The following is a 21,036-nucleotide window of genomic DNA, read 5'->3' as shown; positions in this document are numbered from 1 at the left end:
CCCGACCGATCCGGCCGCTGGGGCGTTATTGTCTACACGCGCAGTGGTCGACTCATTAGATATCAGGATGACGAAAACCACTCGACGTGTTCGACCGATAGTTTGCTAGAAGGTGAGGTGCGGTGTCGGCCAGTGGTTGATTCCGCTCTGAACTGGGCATCTGACACATGTCAGCGGTACACGGAAAGTATTGCTGGAGTGGAGATTTGCCGACAACTTAGCCTCTTTGCGGCCCTGGGATAGCACTCGCGAAGCCTTGAGGGCTGTGCTACGTTCCCAAAATTGATTTTGCTATGGCCCGCTGTGACCCCAGGCTGACGGCTCTGGGCCAGCGATAAGGAAGCGCAACGTCGCGCCATGCCGAGGACATGAGCACGTGTGAAAGAGGTTTGGACCCTGTGGTTGATGAGCAGCCAGTGACTCCGATCGCGGTCGTAGGCATGGCTTGCCGGCTGCCCGGCGCCATCGAGTCGCCGGCAGAGCTGTGGGATGCCCTGTTGCGTGGCGCCGATCTGGTGACCGAGATTCCGCTCGACAGGTGGGACGCCGACGAGCATTACGACCCGGAGCCAGGGGTCCCCGGACGCTCGGTGTCGAAATGGGGCGCATTCCTCGACGACATCGCCGGGTTCGATGCCGAGTTCTTCGGTATCAGCGAACGCGAGGCGACGGCGATCGACCCGCAGCACCGCCTCCTGCTCGAGACCGCGTGGGAAGCCGTCGAGCATGCGGGGATGGACCCGGCGACGCTGGCCGGGACGCGGACCGGCGTGTTCGTCGGCATGACGCACAGCGACTATCAGCTACTGGCCGCTGATACCCCCGCGATCGTTGGGCCGTACGGCTTCACCGGAAGCAACTACAGCATGGCCTCGGGCCGGATCGCCTACCACCTCGGCGTGCACGGACCGGCGTTCACGGTCGACTCGGCGTGCTCGTCGAGCCTGCTTGCGGTGCACATGGCGTGCCGCAGTCTGCACGACGGCGAATCCGACCTGGCACTGGCCGGTGGCGTCTCCCTGACGATCGAACCGCGCAAGGTCGCGTCCGGATCCGCGCAGGGCATGCTGTCGCCGACGGGACGCTGCCACGCATTCGACGTCGACGCCGATGGCTTCGTATCCGGCGAAGCCGCGGTGATGCTGCTGTTCAAGCGGTTGCCCGACGCCTTGGCCGATGGCGACCCGATTCTCGCCGTGGTGCGGGGCACCGCGAGCAACCAGGACGGTCACACCGTCAACATCGCCACGCCGTCGAGGGCCGCCCAGGTGATGGTCTACCGCGACGCGCTCGCCGCGGCGGGTATCGATCCCGCCGGCATCGGCTTCGTGGAGGCACACGGCACCGGCACGCCGGTCGGCGACCCGATCGAGTACGCGAGCCTGGCCGAGGTGTACGGAACCGCGGGCCGGTGCGCGCTCGGATCGTCGAAGACGAACTTCGGGCACTGCCAGTCGGCGTCGGGGGCGCTGGGCCTGATGAAGGCGGTGCTCGCGCTGCAGCACGGCGAGGTGCCGCCCAACCTGCATTTCAACCGCATGCCGGACACGATGGCCGAGATCGCAACGGGCCTGTTCGTACCGCAGGCGGTGACCTCCTGGCCCGTCGAGGCAGACCACCCGCGCCGTGCGGCGGTCTCGGCGTACGGTTTGTCGGGCACGAACGTGCACGCCGTCCTCGAGCAGGCACCGGTGCGCGACGTGCCGCGGTTGATCGATGGCGACCTGGACGGCGATGCCGCCAACGGGCTCACGGCCCCATGGCTTTTCCCGCTGTCATCGACGTCGGCAGAAGGGTTGCGCCACACCGCAACTCGCCTGGCCGACTGGGTCAGCGCCAATGCGGACGGTCTCGAACTCCGCGACCTGGCCTACACCCTGGCCCGTCGCCGTGCGCACCGCACGGTGCGGACAGCTGTGCTGGCAAGCACCGCAACGGAACTCACCAGCCGGTTACAGGAGATCGCGGCCAGTGACATGCCGTTTCCGCCTGCGGCGAACGGGTTGGGCCGCGATTCGGTCTGGGTGTTCTCCGGCCAGGGCTCGCAGTGGCCGCAGATGGGTTCGGCGCTGCTGGCCACCGAGCCCGCCTTCGCGGCGGCGATCGCCGAACTCGAGCCCCTGATCGCCCGGGAATCCGGCTTCTCTGTCACCGAGGCGATGTCGGCCGCCGAGAAGGTGACGGGTATCGACCGCGTTCAGCCGACCGTTTTCGCGGTGCAGGTCGCGCTCGCCGAGACCCTCAAGAGTTACGGTGTCCAGCCCGGTGCGGTCATCGGCCATTCCATGGGTGAGGCCGCGGCGGCCGTGGTGGCCGGCGCCCTCACGCTCGAAGACGGCGTCAAGGTGATCTGCCGACGCTCGCGGTTGATGCAGACCATATCGGGCTCGGGCGCGATGGCCACCGTGGAACTACCGGCCCAGCAGGTGCTGTCGGAACTGGCTGCCCGTGGCGCCACCGACGTCGTCCTCTCGGTGATCGCCTCCCCCCAGTCGGCGGTGGTCGGCGGGGAGAAATCGACGATCCGCGCGCTGGTGCGGGAATGGGAAGACCGCGGTGTGATGGCGCGTGAGGTCGCGGTGGACGTCGCCTCACACACGCCGCAGGTCGATCCGATCCTCGACGCGCTCGAAGAGGTGCTCGAGGATCTGTCGCCCGCCGAGCCGACGGTCCCGTATTACTCTGCGACGCTTTACGATCCGCGCGAGCCCGCCGACTACGACGCCTACTACTGGGTGGACAACCTGCGCCATGCGGTGCGGTTCTCCGCTGCGGTGCAGGCCGCCCTGGAGGACGGCTTCCGGGTGTTCGCCGAACTCTCGCCGCACCCGCTGCTTCTGCACGCCGTCAGCCAGAACGCCGCCGCGCGCGACGTCCCGGTCGCCGCGCTGGCGACGTTGCGACGCGAGCAGGAGCTGCCGCACGGTCTGCGCGACGTCTTGGCCGATCTGTACAGCGCAGGCACCGCACCCGACTTCACCGCGCTCTATCCCGACGGTGCGCTCGTCGACGCACCGTTGCCGGCATGGACGCGGCCACAGCTGATCCTCACCCGCACCACAAGCGAAAACGCCATGGGCGGTTCGACTCTCGCCATCCATCCGTTGCTCGGCGCGCATGTCCGGCTTCCGGAGGAACCCGAACAGCACGTGTGGCAGTCCGAAGTCGGGACGGCGGCGCAGCCCTGGCTCGGTGACCACCAGGTGCACAACGTCGTGGCCATGCCCGGCGCGGCGTACTGCGAGATGGCGATGGCTGCCGCGCGCACTGTGTTCGGTGACGACGCCGAGGTGCACGACATCACATTCGATGAGATGTTGCTGCTGGACGAGGTGACGACGCTTTCCGCAGTCGGATCGGTGAACGCCCCCGGCGCCATGAAATTCGAGGTGGACACCTTCGCGGAAGGAGCGCGGATCCGCCGCGCGGCCGCGACCTTGCGCGCGTCCACGGATCAGCCCGAACCCTGGGCCTACGACATCGCAGCACTGCAAGCCGATCACCCGGTGCGGCTCGACGGAGCCGCCCTGCGCAGCTGGTTCGACGCGCGGGGCATCCAGTACGGCCCGGCGTTCAGCGGGTTGACGGCTGCCCACAGCGCGGAGTTCGGCGCCACCGTGCTCGCCGAGGTGGCGCTGCCCGGCCCGATTCGTTCGCAGCAGAGCGCATATGGGATCCACCCGGCGCTGCTCGACGCCTGCTTCCAGGCGGTCGGGGCCCACCCAGAACTGCAGGCCGACCCGTCCGGGGCCATCATGCTGCCACTCGGCGTGCGCAGGATCCGGGCATATGGCGCGACCCGCGACGCGCGCTATTGCTACGTCACGACGACGGCCATCACCCTCGCCGAGGTGGAAGTCGACATCGACGTCCTCGACGGGAACGGCGCCGTCCTGCTGCGGATCACCGGCCTGCGCCTCGGCACCGGTGTCGCGACGAGCACTCAACGCGAACGCGTGTTCAACGATCGGCTGCTCGCCATCGATTGGCACCGCAAGGATTCGCCCGAGCCCGACGCCCTCGATGTCGGCGGCCGCTGGCTGCTGATCAGCACATCTCGTGAGGCTGACGAGATCGCCGCAACGCTGGCCGACGCGCTGCACAAGCACCGCGCGGAGGTGGCCACCACGGCGTGGGGCACCGGCGACGACCACGCCGAGCAGGCCGCCAAACTGCGTAACCGCTTGTCCGCACACGCTTTCTCGGGTGTCGTGGTACTGACGTCAGATCAGGGTGGAGACCCGTCGGCGCGCACCGCCGAACTCGGGGCGGATTCGGTTTCGCATGTCGTACGGATCGCGCGCGAGCTGGCCGAGATCCCCGGCGAGCCCGCCCGGTTGTACGTGCTGACGCGCAACGCCCAGACCGTCGTCGACGGGGACGTCGCCCGACTCGAACACGCCGGGTTGCGTGGCCTCATGCGCGTGCTGGGTGTCGAGCAACCGGCTCTGCGCGCTACTCAGATCGACATCGACGGTGCCACCGACGTCACTTCGGTTGCGGGCCAGCTGTTGTCGGGTTCCGATGAGGACGAGACGGCGTGGCGCGACGGCGCATGGTACGTGGCCAGGCTCAGCCAGGCTCCGCTGCAGCCCGGCGATCGCCACACCAGAACGGTCGCCCACGACCGCGACGGCCTGCAGGTGCGCATACGCAAACCCGGCGACCTTGAGTCGATCGACCTGGTCGCGTTCGACCGAGTTCCGCCCGGCCCGGGCCAGATCGAGGTCTCGGTGGCGGCATCCAACCTCAACTTCGCCGATGTGCTCGTCGCCTACGGGCGGTACCCGAGCTTCGAAGGCAGGCTGCCGCAGCTCGGCGCGGACTTCGCCGGTGTGGTGACGGCCGTCGGGCTCGGTGTCACCAATCACCAGGTGGGCGACCGGGTGGCCGGCCTGGCTGCTGACGGCGCATGGAGCACCTTCGTGACCTGCGATGCGAACCTCGCCGTCACGTTGCCATCGGCGGTGCCGACCCGCACCGCGGCCGCTGTGCCGAGCGCACACGCGACCGCGTGGTACAGCCTGCACGAGCTGGCCCGTATCTCCGCGCGCGACAAGGTGCTGATCCACTCTGCGACCGGTGGCGTCGGCCAAGCCGCCATCGCCATCGCGCGGGCGGCCGGTGCCGAGATCTTCGCGACGGCGGGCAGCCCCGGACGCCGAGAAATGCTGCGCGATATGGGCATCGAACACGTCTACGATTCGCGGTCCACGGAGTTCGCGGATCAGATCCGGCGCGACACCGACGGCTACGGCGTCGACATCGTGCTCAATTCGCTGCCCGGTGCGGCGGCGCGGGCCGGCTTGGAACTGCTGTCGTTCGGCGGCCGATTCGTCGAGATCGGCAAGCGCGACATCTACGGGGATTCGAAGCTGGGCCTGTTCCCGTTCCGGCGCAACCTGTCGTTCTACGCGGTGGATCTGGCGCTTCTGACGTTGACCGATCCGGACAGTGTCCGGCGCTTGTTGGAGACCGTCTTCCAGCAGATCGCCGATGGTGTGCTGCCGCTACCAGAAACCACGCATTACCCGATGAAGGACGCGGCCACCGCGATCCGGGTGATGGGTGCGGCAGGCCACACCGGCAAGTTGGTCCTGGATGTACCCGAGGTCGGGCACACCAGCGCGACCGTGCCCCCGGAAGCGGTCGTGCCGTTCCGCGGCGACGGTGCCTACATCATCACCGGCGGCCTGGGTGGACTCGGGCTGTTCCTCGCCGAGCGGCTGGCCGACTCGGGATGCGGCCGCATCGTCCTCAACGGACGGTCGGCGCCGACCCCGGCGGCCCAGCTTGCGATCGAGGCAATTCGCAAGGGCGGCACCGAGATCGAGGTCGCACTGGGTGACATCAGTTCGGCCGCCTCGGCCGAGCACGCCGTGGCGGTGGCGACTGCGACCGGGATGCCGGTGCGAGGTGTCCTGCACGCGGCGGCGGTCGTCGAAGATGCGACCCTGCCCTCGATCACCGAAGAGTTGATCCGCCGCGACTGGGCGCCGAAGGCGATCGGCGCCTGGAACCTGCATGACGCCACGGCCGATCAGCCGCTGGATTGGTTCTGCGTTTTCTCGTCGGCGGCCGCACTGGTCGGTTCGCCCGGGCAGGGGGCCTACGCGGCGGCCAACAGCTGGCTGGATGCGTTCACGCGGTGGCGCCGTGCACAGGGGTTGCCGGCCAACTCGATCGCTTGGGGTGCGTGGGCCGAGATCGGCCGCGGCACAGCGGTCGCGGCCGATACCGCGATGGCGATCGCGCCCGACGATGGCGCGTACGCGTTCGAGACGCTGCTGCGGCACAGCCGCGACTACGCGGGCTACGCACCCGTGGCAGGTGCGCCCTGGCTCGTCGAGTTCGCCCAGCGGAACAAGTTCGCGGAGGCGTTCCGGGATCTCGGCGGCGCCAAGCCGTCCGGCAGCGGATTCCTCAAGGAGCTCAAAGAACTGCCGCGCGACGAAAGGGAAGCTCGGCTGCGCAGGCTGATTTCCGAGCAGATCAGCATCATCATGCGGCGCACCGTCGATCCCGACCGGCCGCTCGCGGAATACGGTCTGGATTCGCTCGGCGTGCTGGAGGTGCGGACCAAGATCGAGGCCGAAACCGGAATCCGGGTCAGCACAACCGATATCACGACGGTGCGCGCCCTCGCCGAGCATCTGGGAATGGCATTGGCGGAGGACGCCGTCGTCGTGACCACGCAGTGAACGCCGGAACTGCAACCGGTGATGCCGCACGCCGCGGCGCGGACGGAGGGGAGGGTGCATGGTCGCGTTGAGGGCCATTGACGACTGGATCGGCGAACCCGGGCATGTGGTGTCCTGGCATCCGTCGCCGGCGACGCAAGCCAAGGTTCGCGACGCACCGATCAGTCCGGTCCCGGTGAGCTACCAGCAGGAGCAACACATCCGGACGTTCCGCCGGCACCGCTCGGCCGGTGCCGACATGGCTCGGCTCAACACCCCGGCCTGGGATATGCCGGGCCGGTGTGACCTTCGCGCGATGAGCCACGTCCTGAACGCGTACATCCGTCGGCACGACACCTACCACAGCTGGTTCGAGTTCACCGCCGACGACGAGATCGTGCGCCGGACGATCAAGAACCCGCGCGACCTGAAATTCGTGCCGACCGAGCACGGCGAGATGACAGCGGCGCAATGGCGCACACACGTCCTCGCCACCCCGGACCCCTTGCAATGGGACTGCTTCAGCTTCGGGATCATCCAGCGCAAAGACCATTTCACGTTCTACATCAGCGTGGACCACGTCCACACCGACGCGATGTTCATGTGCCTCGTGCTCGTCGAGATCCACATGATGTACGCCGCGCTCGTCGGGGGCGACACCCCTATTCCGTTGGAGGAGGCGGGCAGCTACGACGATTACTGCCTGCGCCAGCGGCAATACACGTCGGCGCTCACCCTCGAATCACCCGAGGTTCGGGAGTGGATCGCCTTCGCCGAACGCAATGACGGCACCCTGCCGTACTTCCCGCTGCCGCTCGGTGATCTGTCGGTGCCATGGGGCGGCGACATGATCACCGTCCAGTTGCTCGACGCGCAGCAGTGCCACCGATTCGACGAGGTGTGCACGACAGAGGGTGTTCGGTTCAGCGGGGGAGTGCTCGCGTGCGGGGCGTTGACCGAGCATGAGTTGACCGGCGCATCGAACTACTACGCGATCACGCCGACCACCACGCGGCGCAGCCGCGCGGAGTTCATGACGACCGGCTGGTTCACCGGGCTTGTCCCGGTGAGCGTCCCGGTGGATGCGGCGTCGTTCGGCAACACGGCCCGCGCCGCCCAGGAATCGTTCGATTCGGGGACCGAACTCGCCCACGTGCCATTCGACCGGGTGATGGAGTTGGCGGCAGGCCGCATGGGATTGCGAAGCCCCGGGCCCGGTGTGCAGATGCTTTCCTATCTCGACGCCGCACTGCCACCGCTGTCCCCGGCGATCATCGCCGAGTGGGAACGGATGAACGGAAAGATCTACTGCGACAACCGATCTGCTGATCAAGTCGGAATCTGGGTGAATCGGTCGGCGCAGGAGGCCGTCGTCACCGTCGCGTTCCCGGACAATCCGGTCGCCCGCGAATCGGTTCAGCGCTATGTCAACGTCATGAAGCAGGTGTATCGGCGCGTGGCCGAGGGCGGATCGGCCGCACAGTCGCTGATCGGCCGCCACGGTGCGGGCCGCCATCATGCTGCGTCGCATGGGTTGTCGCGGGTTCTCGGCGGCTGACGGTGGCGATCGCGACATCACCCACGGTCGGCGCGGGGGAGACGAACAAACGTGCCGCGCACGGCGACGACCGGTTGACCTACCTGGACCAGGCGATGTACCTCGGCTTGCGGGCCACCGGCCAGGCCGCGGTCATGCAGTGCGTCTGGATATACGAGCATCCCGTCGATCTCGACGGGCTGCGGCGGTTTCACCGCAACTTCGGGTCCGGGCTCGCCGGCAGGCGGATCGAACCCTCGGCGTTGCCGTTCGGCCGCCATCGCTGGGTGTCCTCGCTCGGGCCGCCCGCCGATATCGACATCGCCGAACATGCGCGCCCGCGAGATGAACTCGGCGACTGGCTCGATGAACGGGCCGCCCTGCCCGTCGACCCCGAGTGGGGGCCGGGCTGGCATCTCGGGGTGTTGCCCATGACGGACGGTTCGACGGCGATCAGTCTGGTCGGTTCGCACTGCCTCGGCGACGGTGGCGGTGCCCTGCTGACCGTGCTCGAAGCGGTCACCGGCAACGTCCGCGATCTCGGTTACCGGCAGCCGCGGTCCCGGACCCGCAGGCAGGCTCTCGCCGAGGACACCCGCCAATTCCTGCACGACTTCCCCGAGGTCGGCCGAACCCTCGTCGCCGCAGGCAAATTGGCGCTGCGGCGGCGCAAGGAGCGCGTCGCCGCGGCGCCGGCCCGCAAACCGCCGGTCACGCAGTGGGAGGACAACCGGCACGTGCGCGTGCCCGCACTGACGGCCTTCGTCGACCTCGCCGATTGGGACGCGCGGGCGACAAGCCTTGGCGGCAACACGTATTCGCTTCTTGCCGGTTTCGCCGCCAAACTGGCCGAGGCGATGAACCGGCGCGCCGCCGACGGCAAGGTTCCGCTGATCATTCCGATCAACGATCGCACCGACCTCGCCGACACGCGCGCCAACGCCGTGAAACTGGCCAATGTCTCAGCCGATCCGGACGGCGTGACCCGCGATCTGTCGGCACTGCGTTCCGACATCAGGCAGAGCCTGCGGAAGCTGGACGATACGCCGGACGAGGCCATGGAACTGTTGCCGTTGGTGCCGTTCATGCCCAAGCGTGCGGTCAAACACGCCGCGGAACTCGCCTTCGGATTCGCCGAGCAGCCGGTGTCCTGCTCCAATCTGGGAGACCTGCCTGCCGAGATCGGCCGCGCCGACGGCACGGACGCCGAATACGTGCTGCTGCGCGGCGTCGACCAGCACATCACGCGCCGAGTGCTCGAACAACGCAGCGGGCTGCTGACCGTGGTGGGTGCGCGGATCGGCGGGCGCATCTCGATCACCGTGGTCGGCTACGAGCTCGGAGCGGCCAACACCCGAGCCCGCCTGCGCGGCCTGGTCGAACATACGCTGTCGGAGTTCGGCCTGTCCGGTGTGATCATCTGACATGGACGACAACCGGCTCGAATATCTCGACCAAGCCACCTATCTGTCGCTGCGCGCGACCGGCCGCGCGCAGCTCGCGCAGTCGGTGTGGGTGTACGAGCGTCCGCTCGATTACGCGGGGCTCAAGACCTTTCACCAGAATTTCGGATACGGCCTGGCGGGCAGGCGTATCGAGCACTCGGCGCTGCCGTTCGGCAGGCACCGGTGGGTCTCGTCGGTCGGTCCGGCAACCGAAATCGACATCGCCGAGGACGCCAGACCGCGCACCGCACTGAGCGATTGGATCGACGAACGCGCTGAGCAACCGGTCGATCCCCAGCGCGGGCCGGGCTGGCACCTCGGTGTGCTGCCGATGACCGATGGCTCCACGGCTGTCAGCCTCGTGGGCTCGCACTGCCTGTTCGACGGACTCGGGTTCTTGCAGACGATCGCCGACGCGGTCAACGGCACCGTGCGCGACTTCGGTTACCCGCCACCGCGATCGCGCACCCGTCGTCGCGCGATCATCGACGACGCCATCCAGACTGCACGCGACCTCCCTGCGCTCGGCGGTGCGCTGGCCGCGGGTGTGAAGCTCGCGCGCGCGGCACGTCACGAGCAGTCCGCATCGGCGTCGCCCGCCGCCGTGTCGCCCGGCGCGACGGGTGTCGACGACCACAGCGGAATCGTCGTGCCGACCGTCACGGTATTCGTCGACATCGCGGCCTGGGACCGGGCGGCCGAAGAGCGCGGCGGCAACAGTCACTCCCTGCTCGCCGGGTTGTCGGCGCGGCTGGGGACCCGGCTGAACCGGCGCCGGGCCGACGACGGGACCGTGGCACTGCTGATCGCGATCAGCGACCGGGCTCCCGGCGACACCCGCGCCAACGCTCTGCGGTTCGCCCGGGTGAACGTCGAAGCGGCCACCGTCAGCACCGATCTCAAGACGCCGCGGGCGGCGATCCGGTCGGCACTCGCCGAATTGCGCGAGACACCGGACGAGACCTTCGCACTGCTGCCGCTGACACCGTTCATCCCCAAGCGTGCGGTGAAGCGGATGGGCGCCATGGTGTTCGGCGACCTGCCGGTATCGTGCTCCAACCTCGGCGACGTCGACCCGGCGGTGGGCAGGGTCGACGGCACCGACGCCGACTATGTGATGTGGCGCCCCGTCGACCAGAACGTCAAACGCGCTCAAATCGAGGGGGCCGGAGGACAACTCGTCCTCGCGGCAGGCCGGATCACCGGAAAGATCAGCATCTCGGTCGTGGCATACCAGCCGGGTGCGCCCAACACGAAGGCGTGGTTGCGGACACTCGCCGGTGAGGTGCTCGACGAGTTCGGGCTCACCGCCGAGATTGTCTGACCGGGCTGCGGCCCTTGCGTACCGCCGCCTCGAGTAGATCCGCCGCGGTGGCCACGGCGACCTCGGGTGCGGTCATCCGCTCGGCGACCTCGCGCGCGCGGGCCAGGTAGCGGGGCTCGAGTACCGTTCTGAGGCCTACGCGCAGCGATTTGGGGGTCATCTCCGAAAAACGTTGTGCCGTGCCGACTTCGAGTCTCTTCACCTGGGCGGCCCACAGCGGCTGCTCGGCGCCGACCCATAGCACGAAGGTCGGTATCCCCGAGCGCAACCCGGCCGCGGTGGTGCCCGCACCGCCGTGATGGACGAGTGCACGGCATCGCGGGAAGACCGCCGAGTGGTTGACGGTGCGCACGATCTTCACGTGCTCGGGCACGTCGGCGCCGTCGACATCCCATACACCGGAACAGATCAGCGCCCGCTCACCGAGCGCCGAGCAGGCATCGGCGATCATCGCGACTGCGGCGGACGGCGATTGCACGGGCATGCTGCCGAACCCGAAGTAGATGGGTGGCGGGCCTGCCGCGATCCATGCCGAGACGTCGTGATCGGCGTCGGTGTGGAGTTGCAGTGTCAGACCGCCGATGACGGGACGCACACCGCGCCACGCCTCGGCCAGCCCTGGAAAGAACTGTGGGTCGTAGGCCTGTATCTCGAGGGCTCCGGCGTCGAGGATGCGCCCGATCGCCCGGCCGCTCGACTTCGGCAACCCGAGATCGCGGCGCTGCACATCTTCGGCGTCTTTGATCAGCCGCCAGTGCAGCCACTCGGCGGCGGGCCACACCGACCGGACCAGGCGGCCGGGAAGCGGCACCGGCAGTATCTGGGTGTTGGCCCGGAACGGGAAGTAGTGCAAAGCCGCAAGCGGAAGGCCGAGGTGTTCGGCGACGTTGGCGGCCACTTCTTCGTAGGTCGTGGCGGTGAGAATGAGATCGGCGCCGTCGGCAACCTCGACCAGGGTTCGGCTCATGTCCTGCCAGCCCTCGGTCGTGTAGTCCTTGAGCTGACGCAGCGCGGTGAGCGGATTCTGCAGCTTCCACGACTTCCGGAAGATCTCGGCCTCGAGCTGCTGCTGTGAGTCCACGCCGTAGGAGGCGACCGGACCGAGACCCGTCGCCTCGACGAACGACACCAGGTTCGGCGGAACCGCCATCCGCACATCGTGTCCGCGGCGCACACATTCGAGTGCGAGTGCCGTGCAGGGCTCGATGTCGCCACGGGTGCCGTGCGCGGCAATGGCGAACCTCATCCGTTGCTCCGCGGCATGACCCGATTAGACCATGGGCAGATCGGGCGAGCCGGTGTCAGGTGGGACGCGGCCGTGCCGGGAAGCGGTGGGTCCGGAGGGCACGAGAGCGCGTGGGGAGAACCCACTGACGATGCCCCTCCCATGTAGCTTTGGGGGATGATTCGGCGCGCCTTCTCCAGCGGCGTGCTCGCTCATGGCGGGCTTCCCGCCCTCGGCCGAATGATCGTCCGCCACCCGGTTTTGGTGATCATAGCCTGGGTCGCGACGGCCTTGGCGCTGTTCCTCGCGGTGCCTCCGTTGGCGGTTGTCGCGCAGCGCAACCCGCCGCCGTTCCTGCCGTCGGAGTCGCGTGTGCTGATCGCCGGCGAACAGATGAAGGCGGCATTCAGCGAAGCAGGCTCGGACAACGTCGCTGTGGTCGTTCTGAGCAACGAAAACGGGCTCACCCCTGCCGATGAAGGCGTATACCGGGCAGTCGTCGAGAAACTGCGCGCCGACACGACCAACGTCGAATCCACGCAGGACTTCGTCACCATCCCCGAGTTGCGGCAGGTGATGACAAGCGAAGACAAAAAGGCGTGGAATCTGCCGATCAACCTGAAGGGGACCATGGGTACCCCGTCGGGACAGGCTGCCTATCGCGCGGTCATCGCTGAGGTCAAGGAAGTGACGGCGGGCACAACGCTGACCGCCAACATCGTCGGCGCGGCGGCGACGTTGGACGACGTCAACGCTATCGGGGCGCGCGATCAGATCGTCATCGAACTCTCGACCGTGATCACGGTCCTGCTGATCTTGATTGTGGTGTACCGCAACCTCGTTGCGATGTTGATGCCCATCCTCACCATCGGGGTATCACTGGTCGTCGCCCAGCAAGTCGTGGCCGCACTCGGCGAGCTCGGCCTGGGGCTCGGACCCCAGACGATGGTCCTGATGACCGGCATGATCATGGGGGCGGGCATCGACTACGCGGTGTTCCTGTTCAGCCGCTACCAGGAGCTGGTGAAAACCGGCCTGAAATCCGACGACGCGCTCGTCGAGGCCCTGCGCACGATCGGCGAGGTGATCGCGGGCTCGGCGGGCACGGTGGCGCTGACATTCCTCGCGTTGTCCTTCGCGACGCTTGGCGTGTTCTCGACGATCGGCCCGGCTCTCGCGGTCACGATCGCCGTGGGTTTTCTGGCCTCGATCACGTTGCTGCCCGCCCAGATCGTGCTCGCCGGGCGGCGCGGCTGGATCAAGCCACGCAAGGGCGAGGGGACGCGCCGGTTGTGGCGGCGGTCCGGGGTAGGGATCGTGCGCAGGCCCGTGATCCATCTGGCGGGCAGCCTCACCGTGCTGGTCGCGCTTGCCGGTTGTGCCGTGTTCGTGAAGTTCAACTACGACGACCGCAAGACCCTGCCGGCCGATGCCGAGAGCAACCTCGGATACGAGGCGATGAACCGGCATTTCCCGATCAGCACGACGCTGCAGCAGTTCATCCTGATCCAGTCGCCGGATCAGGACCTGCGGACGCCGAAAGCGCTCGCCGACATGGAACAGCTGGCGACCCGGGTGAGTCAGGTGCCGGGCATCGACATCGTGCGGGGTATCACCCGCCCGGCCGGTGAAACCCTCGAGCAGGCGCGGGCCACGCATCAGGCCGGTGAGGTCGGCGGAAGACTTCAGGAAGCGTCGACCACGATCAGCCAGAACGAGTCGAACCTGAGCAGGCTCAGCGGCGGCGCCGATCAGCTCGCCGACGTCCTCAACGAGGTCCGCAACGGGATCATCGGGGCATTGGGCAGCGTCCGCGGGCTAGCGAGCGCGCTCGGCGACATGGAGTCCCAGCAGGGCGGCGCCACGACGCTCGAGGAGATCGACAAGACGGCCACGCTGGTGGGCAACATGCAGTCGCTCGGGGACTCCCTCGGCGTGAACATCTCCCGGATCACCGACCTGTCCACGTGGGCCGGCCCGGTCGCCAACGGCCTCAACACGAGCCTCACGTGCAACACCGACCCGGAATGCGTCGCGGCCCGCGGAGACCTCCAGCGCATCGCCAACGCACGGGACGATCCGGCGATACAGAGCATCGCCGAGCTCGGCAGGCAACTGGAAGGCACCCGAGGCACCGACACCGTGTCGGAGTCGCTGCGGACCCTCAACACCAATCTGACGACCGCGACGGCGGCCGCGCGCGAGCTCGGCATCGATTCGCCCAGCGGCCTGCAGAGGACCCTCGACAGTGCCCTGCAAGGGGCCAACACCCTGGCCGACTCGAGCCGCCAACTCGCAGAAGGCGTACAGCTGCTCGTGGACCAGACCCGGCAGATGGGCGGCGGCCTGGACCAGGCCTCGGCGTTCCTGCTCGCGATGAAGCGCGACGCCGCCGACCCGCCCATGTCGGGCTTCTACATCCCGCCCCAGGTGCTGACGCAGGACGAGTTCAAGAAGGCCGCGCAACTGTTCGTGTCCGAGGACGGTCACACCGCGCGTTATCTGGTGCAGACCGCGCTGGATCCGTTCGGCACCGAAGCGATGGACCAGGTTGCCGACATCATCAAGGCCGGCGAGAGTGCGCGCCCCAACACGACCCTGGCCAACGCCGAGATCTCGATGGTCGGTTTCTCCGCGGTGAACCGCGACATCCGCGACTACTACAACGGCGACATCCAGTTCATCGTGATCGCCACCCTCATCGTGGTGTTCCTGATCCTCGTGCTGCTCCTGCGGGCGCTGGTCGCCCCCATCTACCTGGTGGCGTCGGTGATCCTGTCCTACGCGTCGGCGGTCGGGATCGGCGTGGTGCTGTTCCAGTTCATCCTCGGCCAGCATCTGCACTGGAGTGTGCCGGGCATGGCGTTCCTGGTGCTCGTCGCGGTCGGCGCGGACTACAACCTGCTGCTGATCTCACGAATACGCGACGAATCGCGCCACGGCGTGCGGTCCGGGGTCGTGACGACCGTGGGTGCCACCGGCGGCGTCATCACCTCTGCCGGCTTGATCTTCGCGGCGTCGATGCTCGCCCTGACCGTCAGCAGCATCACCACGATCGTCCAGATGGGCTTCATCATCGGTGTCGGGTTGCTGCTGGACACGTTCCTGGTGCGGACGATCACGGTGCCTGCCGCGTGCGTGCTGATCGGCAAGGCGAACTGGTGGCCCGCCAAAACCACGCCCGCGCAGCGGAAAGCCACCGCGGTTCACCGGCCGAAGACCGCGTCGGCCGGGCCGGTGCGTAAGCCCGCGACTCCCGACGACGATGACGATGACGACAGTGCGCTACAGACCTGTGAGTTCGCCGCGGCAACGCACGCGGCGAGCGTCGTCGCCGACGCGTGGAGCGACGAATCGCGCAACCGGTAGCGTCACCGCCCGGCGCGGTGGACTATCCCGAGCCGCCCGATTCCGCGGCCGCCCGGTAGCCGCGGACCGCCAGCGGGCCGAATATCGCGAGCAGAACGGCCAACCACGCGAAACACACGAGCAGTGACCACCCGACGGGTTCGCCCTCGGCGAGCGCTCGCATCGAGTCGACGACGGGTGTCAACGGCTGGATCTGGATGATGGGCTGCAGCCACGCGGGGAACAGCTCGACGGGCGCCACCCCGCCCGTGCAGAAGGCCATGCCCGTCGCCGCGGTGCCCAGCAACGTCAGCAGCGCCGCGCTGCGGGTCGAGACCGCAACGGTGACAACGATTGTCGCGAACACGACCGCGACCAGCACGGGAATCAGCAGGAACGCGATCAAGGCCGGCAAGCCGCCGTCGAAGCGCAGACCCAGCAGCATGCCGATGCCCAAGATGATGACACCGGCGCCGAGCGTCCGTGCCGCCTCGGCGAGTAACGTGCCGGCCAGAAAACTGCCGCGATTCACCGGCGAGACCCAGAATCGGCTCAACAGCCCGCTGTCGCGTTCGGTGGGTATCTGGAAACCCGCCCCGATGGTCGCCATCATCGCCCCGGCCACCGTGCACATGGGAACCAACGCGGTGAGGTTGTCGGCTCCGGTCAGGCGCACCATCGACTTGCTGACCAACAGGTAGTAGGTCACCAACAACAGTGCGGGCAGCAAGAGCGACTGCATCGGCACCAGCGGGTGGCGGCGCCAATGGGTCAACAGGCGGCCCGCGAGAATCAGGCTCGCGGTCCACGAGGAGGTCCGCGGCGGGGAATCGACGCTCATCCGCGCCGCCGTTGCAATCGCACCGCGATGGTTCCGAACACCACGAGCAGACCCAGGCACCAGGCCAGCGTGATCGTCAGCTCCGTACCTACGACGTGGCCGCCGGCCAAGCCGCGCAATGTCGAGGTGATCTGGGAGACCGGCTGGTTCTGTACGAACGGTTGCACCCAGTCCGGGAACGAGTCGGCCGGAGCCAGGCCCGTGGACACCAAGACGAGCAACAGTTGCGGGAACAGGAGCAACTGTCCCGCGCCCACGCGGTGGGCCCAGGTCCCGGTCGCGTCCGCGCCCAACGACAGACCGAGCGCCAGTATCAGTGGCATCAGCAGGAATACGGCCGTCCACAGAACGCCGCCGGTGAACCGGAAACCGAGGGCATACGCGGTTATCACCGTCGCGACGAGCGCAAGGCTGCCGCGGATCAGCGCGTACACCATCCTGGCCGCCAGTGGAGCCAGCGCCGAAATGGGTTGGGTGCGTAGCCGCATCGTGAATCCGGAGGACTGCTCCCAGGCGGCCCGGTCCGCGGCGGTCACGGTACCGAGCAGCATCGCCTGAATGATGGTGGCGGGCAGTACGTATTCGGTGTAGCTCATGTCGCCGGTGTCGATGACGTTCTGCAGAGCGAAGTTCAGGCCGAGCAGGGTCAACACCGGTGCGAGAACGCCGAGCAGTAGATCGAAGTCGCGCAACGCAACCTGCAACACCCGCTCGGTGAGGGCGGGAACGGCTGTCATGGTGTGAGTGCCGGGGGAGTGAGGTGCAGGAAAACCTCGTCGAGCGACGGTTTGCGCAGCGAGATGTCGATGAGCTCGACGCCGAGCTGGTCGAGACGGCGGAACACCTCGCTGAGGGTGCCGACACCGTCGGCCGCGCGCACCGAGACGGTGTTGGTCTCCTCGTCGGCGTCGATCTCGTCGATGTCGGCCAGCACGGCCGCGACCCGCGCGACGTCCGCGGTGCGCACGAGGGTGACCTGGCAGTAGCTGGTTCCGATCTGGCCCTTGAGATCATCGGCGGTGCCGCTCGCGACCACCCGGCCGGAGTCGAGGATCACGATCGAATCGCTCAGGATGTCGGCCTCTTCCAGATACTGCGTGGTGAGCAGCACGGTGACGCCCTGCGCCGCGAGCGACGACACCAGTGCCCACACCTGCCTGCGGCTTCTGGGGTCCAAACCCGTTGTCGGCTCGTCGAGGAACAGCACCTTGGGCGGCACCACGAGCGCGACCGCGATGTCGATCCGGCGTCGCATCCCGCCGGAATAGGTTTGGACCGAGCGGTCGGCGGCGTGCTCGAGATCGAACTGGTCGATCAACTCGTCCGCGCGCTCCCGGGCCTGCCTGCGGCGCAACCCGTGGAGCCGGCCGAACAGGGTCAGGTTCTCACGTCCGGTCAGCAGCTGGTCCAGGCAGGCTTCCTGTCCTGTCACACCGATGTTCTGGCGCACCAGCCCGGCCTGGGTGACGACGTCGAAGCCCGCGACGAGCGCCCGGCCGGACGTCGGCTGGATCAAGGTCGACAGGATCTTGACGGTTGTGGTCTTGCCCGCCCCGTTGTGACCGAGCAGCGCCAGGACCGATCCGGTCGGCACCGAGAAGCTCACGTCGTTGAGTGCCGCCACTCCTTGGTAAGCCTTGGTGAGGCCGCTCAGTTCGATCACGCGACCCCACCTTGCCGAAACCGCCAAAACCGTTGGGCCGGCGCCATGTTGCCGCCGTCGCGCATGGTCGGCATCACCGGATCGCCTCCCATTCTCTACTCACCGATTTTCTGAACAGGAACACCGAGACCGAATTGCTGAACCATTTCCAGAGCAGCCGCGGCCAACCGATGGAATGTGCGCGCCGACCGGAGTGGTAGACGGTCAGTTGCCGGGCGAAGTGCGTACGCCCGATGCGCGACAGCCTGCGAAACAGGTCCATGTCCTCGGCGGCCACGAGTTTCTCGTCGAAGCCGCCCACCGATCGGAACGCCTCGGCAGTGATCATCTGGAACTCGCCGCCCGCGGCGCCGACCCGAAACACGTTGTTCTGCAACAGGAACTGCAGGCCCAGCATGGTGAAGACGTACTTGTCCGCCGCGGTGCTCACCTCCGGCAGGACCCGGTACTTTCCGGTCAACGCCACGAGGCCGTCGATCGACCGGAAGGCCTGGCCGGCCACTCGGAAGAACTCGTTGACATCGGGCACGATGACGTCGGCGTCGAGGAACACGAGGAAATCACCGCGGGCGACCGCGGCACCGGCGTTCCTGGCTTCGGCGATCGTCTGCCGATGGGGCTTGTCGTGGACGACCACGGTGTCGGTGTACTGGCGGCAGATGTCGACCGTCCGGTCGGTACTGCATCCGTCGGAAACGATGATCTCGTGCTCGCCCGCGTACTCCGACAGACATTCGAGGGTCTTCCCGATCGTCTCTTCTTCGTTGAGCGTCGGGATGACGAACGAGATCATGACAACCCGACCGATCGCACCGGGCGGCCCGGGCTGGACTGTTGATACATCGGCTGCGTACCGTCCCGTCAGCCGTCGACGCGGGTCAACGCATCGGTCCGGTACAGCTCGGCGCATTTCTGCCTGCGGATCTTGCCGCTCGTGGTGATCGGCAGCGATCCGCGGGACACCAGCGCCAGATCTGCCGGCCCGATCCCGTGCGCGTTGGCGATCGCGGCCGTCACCTCGGTCTTGAGCGCCTCGTGTTTGCCGGCGTTCTCGGGGTCGTTGCCCTGTTCTTTGACCTCGATGATGACGACCAACTGCTCGGTGCCGTCCCGGTCGACCGAGATCGCCGCGACCCGGCCCTTCGAGATCGCGCTGACGGTGGCCTCGATGTCATCGGGATAGTGATTGCGCCCGCGCACGATCAGCAGATCCTTCAGCCGGCCGATGATGAACAGTTCACCTTCCGAGATGAAACCCAGATCGCCGGTGCGCAGCCAGCTTTCGGCCGGGGTGCCGTCCGACGGGTTGTCGATCCGGCCACCGAAGGTGTGCGCGGTCTCGTCGGTCTTGTTCCAGTAGCCGAGGCAGATGTTGTCGCCGCGCGTCCAGATCTCGCCGATCGAGCCAGCGCCGCATTCGCGCCGGGTTTCGGGATCGACGATGCGCACCGCAGGCGACTCGGGGGTGCCGTAACTGATCAGCGGGGTTCCGCCGTCAGCCCGCTCGGCCTGGCCCTGTGAGAGTTTCTCGGGCTCGAAGGTCACCACCGTCGGGCTCGAACCGGGCGCATGGGTGGCGACGTACAGCGTGGCCTCGGCGAGGCCGTACGACGGCCGGATCACGGTGTCCGACAGGTTGAACGGGGCGAATCGCTGCGCGAATCTGCGGACCGTGACCGGCTGCACGCGTTCGGCCCCGCTCATGATCGCGAGCACGTTGCCGAGATCGCCGCCGGCCATGTCCTCGTCGGTGGTCCGCGCGGCGGCAAGGTCGAATGCGAAGTTCGGGGCCGCACTCAGGCCCCACTGCCGGTTGCTGAGCAGCTGCATCCAGCGTGCCGGGCGGGTCAGGAACGCGATCGGGCTGGTGAACACCGTTTCCCAACCGCCGAGGATCGGTGCGCAGATACCCAGCAGCAAGCCCATGTCGTGATAGAAGGGCAGCCAGGAGACCACCGACGTGCCCGGCGGGGCCACCTTGCCGTGATCGGCGAAGAAGTACGTGGTCATCTGCTCGAAGTTGGTCGCGAGGTTGAGGTGCGACACCATCACGCCCGCCGGGATTCTCGTCGAACCCGAGGTGTACTGCAGGTAGGCGAGTTCGGGGCATTCTTCGCGGCGGCGGGTGACCCGGCGCCGGGTATCGAGGTCGAGTTTGTCGATCTCGATGATCGCCGGCGCGGGGCGCCCGTCGACGCTTGTGGCATACGGCCGGACATCGTCGACGATGGCCGACGTGGTCAATATCACCGTCGGTGTCGCGTCGGCGAGCACGGCGGTGACTCGCTCGTCGCTCACGCCGGGCATGGGCACTGACAGCGGGACCGCGATGAGGTTGGCCTGGAGTGCGCCGAGGAAACCGACCACGTACTCCATGCCCTGGGGCGCGAGGATCACCGCGCGGTCGCCGAACTCGGCGCGCTCGCGGATCTCGTCGGCCAGGTTGACTGCCCGCCGATGCAGCTGCGACCACGTCAGGCTCTCGGGAACGCCTTCCCAAGCGGTGTCGTAGTTCATGTACGTGAACGCGACATCGTTGGGCTGTATGCTCGCGCGCTCCCTCAGGACGGCAGGGATTGACGACTCGATGACTATGCCCCTCTCATAGCTCTCCGATGCACGACCAAACGAGCTTAGGCGAACGGATCTGTTTGATGTGCCCTCTACCCGATGCCCCCCTTGGCCGGTGAGGTTTGTCTCAGGAAACGCTGTCCAGGCCGCCATCGCAAGTCGGCAAACTCCTGTGCCGGCGTCACAGGCCCGGAAACCGAGTTGACCAGGCGCGGTCTTTGGAGTGGACTGGACGCCGCTAGCCTGGAGGGGCACATACCGGCCGACGGCCTGGGACTACTCTTCGTGCGCCCGCTGCTGCGAACTTCGAGAACGCTGGGGCGGCCCGTGCCGAAAAGCGACTCCCAGCCTTGACCGGACAGCCAGCAGATCCGGGAAACCCGAGGATAGGAGCAGAGCAGC

The 21,036-nt window shown here is 67.5% G+C and carries 11 protein-coding genes and 1 pseudogene; 6 read left to right on the top strand and 6 right to left on the bottom strand.

The window, feature by feature from the left end:
* Nucleotides 1-368: 368 nt before the first annotated feature.
* From pks2 to ACOI2T_RS19050, 4 genes are read left to right on the top strand one after another with little or no spacing between them, the layout of a single operon-like run.
* Complete coding sequence (gene pks2, locus ACOI2T_RS19065; protein ID WP_409504792.1) at nucleotides 369-6,701, top strand: sulfolipid-1 biosynthesis phthioceranic/hydroxyphthioceranic acid synthase; 6,333 nt, start codon at nucleotides 369-371, stop codon at nucleotides 6,699-6,701.
* A gap of 58 nt (nucleotides 6,702-6,759) precedes the next feature.
* The gene (locus tag ACOI2T_RS19060; protein WP_084356484.1) at nucleotides 6,760-8,238 is read left to right on the top strand and encodes a condensation domain-containing protein; all 1,479 of its coding nucleotides are present in this window, start codon (nucleotides 6,760-6,762) and stop codon (nucleotides 8,236-8,238) included.
* A gap of 2 nt (nucleotides 8,239-8,240) precedes the next feature.
* Nucleotides 8,241-9,641 carry a hypothetical protein gene (locus ACOI2T_RS19055; RefSeq protein ID WP_409504793.1) on the top strand — a complete coding sequence of 467 codons (1,401 nt, stop codon included), beginning with the start codon at nucleotides 8,241-8,243 and terminating at the stop codon, nucleotides 9,639-9,641.
* Nucleotide 9,642: 1 nt separating this feature from the next.
* The gene (locus ACOI2T_RS19050) at nucleotides 9,643-10,986 is read left to right on the top strand and encodes a hypothetical protein (RefSeq protein WP_409504794.1); all 1,344 of its coding nucleotides are present in this window, start codon (nucleotides 9,643-9,645) and stop codon (nucleotides 10,984-10,986) included.
* Here ACOI2T_RS19050 and ACOI2T_RS19045 read toward each other — a convergent pair.
* Nucleotides 10,967-12,232, bottom strand: coding sequence for a glycosyltransferase (locus ACOI2T_RS19045; RefSeq protein ID WP_409504795.1), 1,266 nt, complete (start codon nucleotides 12,230-12,232; stop codon nucleotides 10,967-10,969). The two genes, ACOI2T_RS19050 and ACOI2T_RS19045, sit on opposite strands and share 20 nt — an antisense overlap.
* 156 nt (nucleotides 12,233-12,388) lie before the next feature.
* On the opposite strand from ACOI2T_RS19045, the gene ACOI2T_RS19040 reads away from it, so the two are divergent.
* On the top strand, nucleotides 12,389-15,580 hold the full coding sequence (locus ACOI2T_RS19040; RefSeq protein WP_409504796.1) for an MMPL/RND family transporter: 3,192 nt from the start codon (nucleotides 12,389-12,391) through the stop codon (nucleotides 15,578-15,580).
* Between the two features lie 22 nt (nucleotides 15,581-15,602).
* On the opposite strand, the gene ACOI2T_RS19035 is transcribed toward ACOI2T_RS19040, so the two are convergent.
* From ACOI2T_RS19035 to ACOI2T_RS19015, 5 genes are all read right to left on the bottom strand, one after another.
* Nucleotides 15,603-16,400: an ABC transporter permease gene (locus ACOI2T_RS19035; protein ID WP_165765997.1), complete on the bottom strand. Its 798-nt coding sequence runs from the start codon at nucleotides 16,398-16,400 to the stop codon at nucleotides 15,603-15,605.
* Complete coding sequence (locus ACOI2T_RS19030) at nucleotides 16,397-17,137, bottom strand: ABC transporter permease (protein ID WP_067845316.1); 741 nt, start codon at nucleotides 17,135-17,137, stop codon at nucleotides 16,397-16,399. Before ACOI2T_RS19030 ends, ACOI2T_RS19035 begins: the two co-directional genes overlap by 4 nt.
* The gene (locus ACOI2T_RS19025) at nucleotides 17,134-18,063 is read right to left on the bottom strand and encodes an efflux ABC transporter ATPase subunit, DrrA-related (RefSeq protein ID WP_085145639.1); all 930 of its coding nucleotides are present in this window, start codon (nucleotides 18,061-18,063) and stop codon (nucleotides 17,134-17,136) included. Before ACOI2T_RS19025 ends, ACOI2T_RS19030 begins: the two co-directional genes overlap by 4 nt.
* 73 nt (nucleotides 18,064-18,136) lie before the next feature.
* Nucleotides 18,137-18,856, bottom strand: coding sequence for a glycosyltransferase (locus ACOI2T_RS19020; protein ID WP_067845320.1), 720 nt, complete (start codon nucleotides 18,854-18,856; stop codon nucleotides 18,137-18,139).
* 68 nt (nucleotides 18,857-18,924) lie between these two features.
* The gene (locus ACOI2T_RS19015) at nucleotides 18,925-20,658 is read right to left on the bottom strand and encodes an AMP-binding protein (RefSeq protein WP_409504858.1); all 1,734 of its coding nucleotides are present in this window, start codon (nucleotides 20,656-20,658) and stop codon (nucleotides 18,925-18,927) included.
* Between the two features lie 150 nt (nucleotides 20,659-20,808).
* Here ACOI2T_RS19015 and ACOI2T_RS19010 point away from each other — a divergent pair.
* Nucleotides 20,809-20,990 (top strand): annotated as a pseudogene (locus ACOI2T_RS19010) (enoyl-CoA hydratase); the annotation flags it as partial.
* Nucleotides 20,991-21,036 lie beyond the last annotated feature (46 nt).

The organism is Mycolicibacterium wolinskyi str. Jessa 2025, assembly GCF_049241375.1.
GTDB classification, from domain to species: domain Bacteria; phylum Actinomycetota; class Actinomycetes; order Mycobacteriales; family Mycobacteriaceae; genus Mycobacterium; species Mycobacterium wolinskyi.
Note: the sequence above shows the minus strand (reverse complement) of the source record. Positions and strands in the feature narration are given on the sequence as shown.